The following is a 289-nucleotide window of genomic DNA, read 5'->3' on the forward strand; positions in this document are numbered from 1 at the left end:
GAAAAATAGATATAACAGCTAATAATATAAACTTAACACCAATTACATACTCAAATCAAGAAACAACCAAAACCTCCAAATCAAGCCTTGGCTCCATATCAAAATCATCTTTAAATAAAACAGACATACTTACAAATAAACAAGGCTCAAGCCTACAAGCAGATCAAATAAATTTAAATGCAAATAATATTAATTTAGTAGCCTCAATAATACAAGCTAGCACAGCAAACATAAACACTCAAATCCTAAACCTAATCTCAGATAAACAAACAAGTATAAATACAGAATT

Annotated in this window: 1 protein-coding gene; it reads left to right on the plus strand. The window is 28.4% G+C overall.

Annotated features, from left to right (window positions below; translation table 11 throughout):
• The coding region (locus tag U5B17_RS09705; RefSeq protein WP_430805147.1) for a hypothetical protein at positions 1–289 on the plus strand (289 nt) is incomplete at both ends.

This window comes from Campylobacter australis (genome assembly GCF_050586305.1).
Classification (GTDB): Bacteria; Campylobacterota; Campylobacteria; order Campylobacterales; family Campylobacteraceae; genus Campylobacter_A.